Source organism: Streptomyces sp. NPDC005574 (assembly GCF_040605435.1).
In the GTDB taxonomy this organism is placed as follows: Bacteria; Actinomycetota; Actinomycetes; order Streptomycetales; family Streptomycetaceae; genus Streptomyces.
In genome coordinates this window covers 146,604-153,029 of record NZ_JBEXCW010000013.1, presented here as the reverse complement: position 1 = coordinate 153,029, position 6,426 = coordinate 146,604, and the positions used below count along the sequence as shown (strand labels likewise).

General features: G+C 73.9%; 6 protein-coding genes and 1 pseudogene. 4 read left to right on the top strand and 3 right to left on the bottom strand.

The window, feature by feature from the left end:
- From ABZT03_RS12340 to ABZT03_RS12330, 3 genes are all read left to right on the top strand, one after another.
- Window positions 1-568 (top strand): helix-turn-helix domain-containing protein (locus ABZT03_RS12340; protein ID WP_356037317.1); only part of this gene is annotated, 568 nt, incomplete at its 5' end.
- Window positions 569-701: 133 nt separating this feature from the next.
- The gene (locus tag ABZT03_RS12335) at window positions 702-983 is read left to right on the top strand and encodes a hypothetical protein (RefSeq protein WP_356037314.1); all 282 of its coding nucleotides are present in this window, start codon (window positions 702-704) and stop codon (window positions 981-983) included.
- 144 nt (window positions 984-1,127) lie between these two features.
- On the top strand, window positions 1,128-2,318 hold the full coding sequence (locus ABZT03_RS12330) for a CaiB/BaiF CoA-transferase family protein (protein ID WP_356037311.1): 1,191 nt from the start codon (window positions 1,128-1,130) through the stop codon (window positions 2,316-2,318).
- 39 nt (window positions 2,319-2,357) lie between these two features.
- On the opposite strand, the pseudogene ABZT03_RS12325 reads toward ABZT03_RS12330, so the two are convergent.
- Window positions 2,358-3,059: pseudogene (locus ABZT03_RS12325) on the bottom strand (SDR family NAD(P)-dependent oxidoreductase); the annotation flags it as partial.
- Window positions 3,060-3,162: 103 nt separating this feature from the next.
- Between ABZT03_RS12325 and ABZT03_RS12320 the strand changes: the two are divergent.
- On the top strand, window positions 3,163-4,005 hold the full coding sequence (locus ABZT03_RS12320) for a helix-turn-helix transcriptional regulator (RefSeq protein WP_356037308.1): 843 nt from the start codon (window positions 3,163-3,165) through the stop codon (window positions 4,003-4,005).
- A 34-nt stretch (window positions 4,006-4,039) separates the two neighbouring features.
- Here ABZT03_RS12320 and ABZT03_RS12315 read toward each other — a convergent pair whose 3' ends face one another.
- Together ABZT03_RS12315 and ABZT03_RS12310 are read right to left on the bottom strand one after the other, a co-directional pair.
- Window positions 4,040-4,714, bottom strand: a complete 675-nt coding sequence (locus tag ABZT03_RS12315) for an SUMF1/EgtB/PvdO family nonheme iron enzyme (RefSeq protein WP_356037305.1) — start codon at window positions 4,712-4,714, stop codon at window positions 4,040-4,042.
- A 102-nt stretch (window positions 4,715-4,816) separates the two neighbouring features.
- Window positions 4,817-6,205, bottom strand: a complete 1,389-nt coding sequence (locus ABZT03_RS12310) for a glycoside hydrolase family 43 protein (protein ID WP_356037302.1) — start codon at window positions 6,203-6,205, stop codon at window positions 4,817-4,819.
- Between the last annotated feature and the right edge of the window lie 221 nt (window positions 6,206-6,426).

The following is a 6,426-nucleotide window of genomic DNA, read 5'->3' as shown; positions in this document are numbered from 1 at the left end:
GGCCTCCAAGAAGGACCCGATGGACGTGGGGCTGCGCCGCCGCTTCGGCTACACCGGCGGCGACCTGACGGCGTACGAGGACGAGCACCTGTCCCCGCCGCGCGTCCGGCCCGCGCACGCGGACGTCCCGCCGCTCGCAGGCCGGGTCGGGGTGGGCCCGGCCGTCCCCGTCCTGGAGCTGCCGCGTTCCTGGGGCGCCGCCCGCACCGCCCTGCGGTTCACCGCGGACGGCACCGCCCAGGACCCCGGCCGGCCCGTGGTGCACGCCGACGAACTCGGCGACCTCGCGCTCCTCGCCCGCCTCGCCGCCCCGGGCGCCGACCCGCCGCCCGACGTGCGGACACTCGAAACGGCGGCCGCCGGCACGCCCTGGCTGCTGGCCACCCTGTACGCGGTGGTCACCACGGCGAGTCTGCGCGCGGCGGCCGGGGAGATCAACGTCCATCACTCCACGCTCCAGGACCGGTTGACGCACGCCGAGCACCTGCTCGGCTGGCCGGTGCGCACCCCCCAGGGCCGGCTCAGGCTCCATCTCGCGCTGACCATGCGGCACTTGGCCCGTCCGTAGCGGGGCCGCCCACGGCCGAGATGTTCCGGATCACCGGGTTCCGGCATGCGTCGCCGCCGGCCGGGAGGGGCAAGGTCCTCAAGGACGCGCCGCCAGGGGCGCGTCGCGCACCCCGTAGGAGAACGGAGACCTCGTGACGACGGACCACGTTGCCCCGACGGCTCGGCCCGCCCCCGCGGCGCGGATGTGTCCCGCGCAGATGGAGCGGCTCGACGACGTGATCATCGCCCTCCTCGCCCGGCGCCGCGCGATGGCCCGGGAACTCCCTCCCCCGGCCCGCGCCCGCGCCGTCGACCCCGACTTCGCGGAGTCCGTCCGGGAGGTCACGGACCGCTACCGCGAGGAACTGGGCGGCGCCGGCGAACTCGTCGCCCGCGCGGTCATGGTGCTGTGCCACCCGGGCCGGCAGCCCTGACCGCCCCCGCCACGGACGCCTCGTCCCCCGGTCAAAACCGGGACTCGGCGCGGCCCGGAACGCCCGCCGCGGACCGGGAAGGCGCAGGTGACGGACGGGGGCGGCGTTGACAGGGCTGCGGAGGCGGCCGTAGAAATGGGCCGCATGAGCCTGCCGCAGCTACCCCTGTCCGGCATCACGGTGGTCAGCCTGGAACAGGCCGTGGCCGCGCCCTACGCCACCCGGCAGCTCGCCGACCTCGGGGCCCGCGTGATCAAGGTGGAACGCCCGGGTGAGGGCGACTTCGCCCGCCGCTACGACACGACGGTGCACGGCCACTCCAGCTATTTCGTCTGGCTCAACCGGTCCAAGGAGTCCCTGACCCTGGACCTGAAGGACCCGCGCGGACGCGACATCCTCCACCAACTCCTCGACGGCGCCGATGTGTTCGTGCAGAACCTGGCCCCGGGGGCGACCGGCCGCCTGGGCCTGGGCACCGACGCCCTCACCCGCCGCCACCCCCGGGTCGTCCCCTGCACCATCTCCGGTTACGGCACCTCGGGCCCCTGGGCCGACCGCAAGTCCTACGACCTGCTCGTGCAGTGCCAGACCGGCCTGGTGTCACTGACCGGGACGCCCGGGGAGCCGGCCCGGGTCGGCATCTCGGTCGCCGACATCGCCGCCGGGATGTACGCCTACAGCGGCGTCCTCACCGCGCTGTTCACCCGCGCCACCACGGGCCGCGTCCACCCCGTGGAGGTGTCCCTGTTCGAGGCGCTCGCGGAGTGGATGGGACAGCCCGCCAACTACACGCGCTACGGCGGCACGCAGCCCCCGCGCCTGGGCACCCAGCACGCCACGATCGCGCCCTACGGCGCCTTCACCGCGGCCGACGGCGGGGACGTCCTCCTCTCCGTCCAGAACGAACGGGAGTGGGCCGCGCTGTGCGACCGCTTCCTCGGCCGGCCGGAGCTGACCTCCGACCCGCGGTTCGCGACCGGCTCGGACCGCGTCGCCCACCGCGAGGAGATCAACGCGGTCGTCGCCGAGCGCGTCGCCCGCTCCGACGCCATGGAGGTCCTCAAGGACCTGGAGGACATCGGCATCGCGTGCGCCGGGGTCAACGACGTCACCGCGTTCCTCGACCATCCGGTGCTGGCCGCCCGCGACCGCTGGCGCGAGGTGGCCGTACCCGGCGCCACGGTGCGGGCGCTGCTGCCGCCCGCCGATCTCGTGGGTGTGCCGGCCCGCATGGACCCCGTGCCGGCCGTGGGCGAGCACACGGACGCCATTCTCGGGGAACTCGGCCGCAGCGGCGCCGACATCGCCTCGCTGCGCGCGGACGCCGTCGTCTGAGCGGGCAGGCCCCGCCGCCCGCCTCCGCCCGTGCCGCCGGGGCAGCGGCCCCTCGGCGTCGAAGTAGCCGCCGGTCGGCCCGTCGGGACCGGACCGCGCCATCCGCACGATGATCTCGGCGCCCTCCTCGACGGTCCGGGTTCCGGTACGGCCGTTCAGGTCGGTCGCGGTGAACCCGGGCTCGACCGCGTTGATCCGCAGCTGCGGGAACGCCTTCGCGTACTGCACGGTGACCATGTTCAGCGCCGCCTTGGACGCCGGGTAGGCGACGCCCGGATAGAAGTGGGCCGGTGAGGCCGGGTCGGCGAGCCCGGTCAGCGAGGCGAGTCCGCTGCTGACGTTGACTACGACGGGCGCCGCCGAACGCCGCAGCAGCGGCAGGAACGCCCGGGTGACCCGTACGACGCCGAAGACGTTCGTCTCGAACGTCGTCCGCATGTGGTCGGCGGTCAGGTCGGCGGCCGTGACGATGCTGTTGCCGGGGCCCCGCCCCTCGACGCCGGCGTTGTTGACGAGCACGTCCAGCTCTCCCTCGGCCCCTACGGTCTTCGCCGCGGCCTCGACGGAGGCGTCGTCGGTGACGTCCAGCTGGACGAACCGCGCGCCGAGGCGCTCGGCGGCCGCCCGCCCGCGAGCGGCGTCCCGGGCACCCACGTAGACGGTGTGTCCCGCGGCGACGAGCCGGCGGGCGGTCTCGAACCCGAGACCCTTGTTCGCTCCGGTGATCAGTGTGGTGGTCATGTCCCCCAGCGTGCGGTCCCCCGCCGGGACGAGCCAGGAGTCCCGGCTTCCTGGGACTGCCGGTACCAGGCACGCGGCCCGCCGCCCGGTGTTGACTGGGGGCATGGCGGTGACGGAGTTCGGACAGGCGGTACGGCGCTGGCGCGACCGGGTCGACCCGCAGGCGGCCGGGCTGCCGGCCGGCGGACAGCGGCGCGCGGCGGGCCTGCGCCGTGAGGAGCTGGCGCTGCTGGCGGGGATCTCCGTGGACTACGTCACCCGCCTCGAACAGGGCCGGGCCGCCAACCCGTCGGCGCAGGTCGTGGAGGCGCTGGTGCGGGCGCTGCGCCTGTCGTGGGAGGAGCGCGCGTACCTGTTCCGGCTGGCCGGCCTGGTGCCGCCGGGCCCGGAGACCGTGCCCGCGTACGTCCCGCCGAGCGTGCAGCGGCTGATGGACCGGCTGACCGGGGCCGCCGTCGCGGTCTCCGACGCGGCCTGGACCCTGCTGCTGGCCAATCCGCTGTACTCGGCACTGATGGGAGACGCCTCCGGGCTGCGCGGCTTCGAGCGCAACGGCGTGTGGCGCAACTTCCTGGGACCGGCCGGCCGGGTGCGGCACACGCCGGAGGAGCGCCGCGCGTTCGAGGTCGTCATGGCCGCCGACCTGCGGGCGACGTCCGGCCGCTATCCGGCCGACCGGCAGCTGCGCCGGCTGGTGACGGAACTGCGCACCGACAGCGCGCGGTTCGCGGAACTGTGGGACACGGGTGTCGTCGGCCGGCAGGAGGGGTCGCGCAAGACCGTCGAGCACCCGCGGGTCGGCCCGCTGACCCTGGACTGCGACGTGCTCAGCGTGGCGGGCAGCGACCTGCGCATCCTGGTCTACACGGCCGAGCCCGGCACGGCGGACGCCGACCGGCTCGCCCTGCTCGGCGTCCTGGGCACCCAGACCCTGACCGGGCCGTGAGCCGTGAACCGCCCCGCCTCCGGGACAGCTGGCCTCAGCCCGCCGGGGAGCGCGCGACGCGGAAGCCCACGTCGTCCACCCGGAAGGTGGGGTGGCTGCGGCGGCGCACCGACGCCCGGCAGCTCCAGTGCTCGTCGAACCAGCCGCCGCCGCGCAGCACCCGGTAGGAGCCGTAGACCTCGGCGTCGTAGACGTCCCAGCACCATTCCCACACGTTGCCCAGTGTGTCGCCGAAGCCCCAGGCGTTGGGGCGGCGGCTCCCCACCTCGTGCGGGCGCTCCCCGGAGTTGCCCCGGTACCAGGCGATCTCGTCCAGGGGCCCGTAGCGCGGTCCGGTGGTGCCGGCGCGGCAGGCGTGTTCCCACTCGGCCTCGTCGGGCAGCCGGTAGCCGTCGGCGGCCGGGTCCCGCTCGACGCCGTCCCCGTCGTCCGCCACGCGGTAGGCGGGGGTGAGCTCCTGGCGCGCGGACAGGGCGTTGCAGAACCGGACGGCGTCCCACCAGGAGACCCCCTCGACGGGCAGGCGGTCCCCCGCGGCGGTGCTCGGGCGCGCGCCGGTCACCTGCGCGTAGAGCTCCTGGGTGACCGGGTGCGCCGCCAGTTCGCAGGGCGCGACCTCGACCTGCCAGCGGCGCCGGGTCCGCCGGTCCGACAGCGTGACCTCGCCCGGCGGGACGGCGATCATCGTGAGCGGGGCAGGCGCATCCATGCCCGGATGATCTCACCCCGGACGCGGGACCCGCCGAACGCCCGTCGCCGGGCCCGCCCATGCCCCGGTCCCGGCCCCGCCCTCCTCCCCCGGCCGTGCCGTTCAGGCCCAGGCCGTCACCGGGAGGAAGGAGCTGTCCTGCCGGAACAGGTCGGTGCCGTCCGCGCGGTCCACGCGGAGCCGGTAGTCGTAGTGGCGCAGGTAGCGGCCGGGATAGTTGTACGACTCGAAGCGCACCGACCCGCCGGCGGTGCCCGTGCGGGCGATGAACGTGGCGTCCTCGGCGAAGGTCGAGGTGCCGTCGTCGGCGTCGAAGCGGCCGCGGAAGTCCCAGTGGCGGAGGTAGTTGCCGGTGGCGTCACGGAACGAGCAGGCGTTGTTGTCGGCGAGTCCGGCCACGACCGTGAAGGTGGACGCCTGCTTCTCGGCGGTGCTGCTGGAGGCGCTCACCACGGGGAGGTCGAGCAGGGAGGACCGGGCCTGCCAGTAGCGGGTGGGGAAGTTGGCGGACCGGAAGGAGCGCGGGACGCCCTTCGCCGGGCTCGGACCGCCGGACACGGTCTCCTTCACCACCGTGAAGTGCCGTGCGGTGCCGGAGATCACGGGCAGTGCGGCCGGCGCCGACCAGGTGGCGAAGGTGTCGTAGCTGTCGCTGGAGTAGTAGGTGCCGTCGCCGTAGCCGTCGAAGAAGATCCGCCAGCCGCCGTTGTCGAGCTGCACCAGCGCCGGGCCCTCGCGGTAGCTGCCCCAGCCCGCCCAGTCGCCCGTCCTGCTGATCGTGTAGGGGCCGGTGAGGCTGGGGGCCGTCGCGTACTCGATGTACTTGGTCGTCTCGTTCTTCGTGAACGCGTGGTAGGTCGAGCCGCCGCGCACGATGAACGTGTCGATGTGGTTGCTGCCGATGCCCGCCAGGGCGACGGGTGAACTCCAGGCCGTGAGCGCCGGGTTCGTGGCTTTCAGCAGGTAGGGAGTGAAGATCCACTCGTCACTCGTCAGGGAGCAGGACACGATGACGTGGACGCTGCCGTCCGCGTCGACGAACCACTCCGGCGCCCACGCCCGCGACAGGTTGGCAAGGGGCACCGTGTAGTCGTGGAGGAAGGTCCATTTGAGGCGGTCGGAGCTGCGGGCGAAGCCGATGGTGGTGCTGACGTCCTGCCAGGTGTGGGTGGTGTACGTCAGGTAGTAGAAGCCGTTGGTGTGCTTGAGGATGCTGGCGTCGCGGATCCTGTTGCTCGGCGGCGTGTACGCGGAGGCCCGGGTCAGCCGGAAGTCGGTGGCGTCGTCGGACTGGTAGACGTCGACCGTGCCGTCGTCGCTGTTGAGGAACGGCACGATCGTGTACCGCGTGGCGGAGCCGCTCGGCGGTGCGGCGGCCAGCGCCGTACCGAGCAGGCCGGGCGCCTCGCCGAGCACGACGGCCGAGGCGGGGAGGACGGCCAGCGCACGCAGCAGGGTGCGGCGGGACGGCGTGGGGGGACGTGCGCTCACGTGCGGCTCCTTGGTCCGACCGGACGACCGGCACCCGAAAGACCGGCGTCCGGAATACCGAACATGGTTCGGAAAGTCGGTCAGAAGGTAGGGGTGGGGAACAGGCGCGTCAATGCTTCGCGCATGACCCGGTGGCGCCTGTGGGGACACTGTGGCGCGGAACCAACTCGACGTCTGAGGAGAGAGGTTCGAGATTCCGTACCGCGGCGGCCCACCGGAGG

What these genes read in the sequence shown, in the direction of transcription:
- ABZT03_RS12330 (WP_356037311.1), top strand. Translation starts at nt 1,128, where the DNA reads ATGAGCCTGCCGCAGCTACCCCTGTCCGGCATCACGGTGGTCAGCCTG.
- ABZT03_RS12315 (WP_356037305.1), bottom strand. Translation starts at nt 4,714, where the DNA reads ATGGATGCGCCTGCCCCGCTCACGATGATCGCCGTCCCGCCGGGCGAG.
- ABZT03_RS12320 (WP_356037308.1), top strand. Translation starts at nt 3,163, where the DNA reads ATGGCGGTGACGGAGTTCGGACAGGCGGTACGGCGCTGGCGCGACCGG.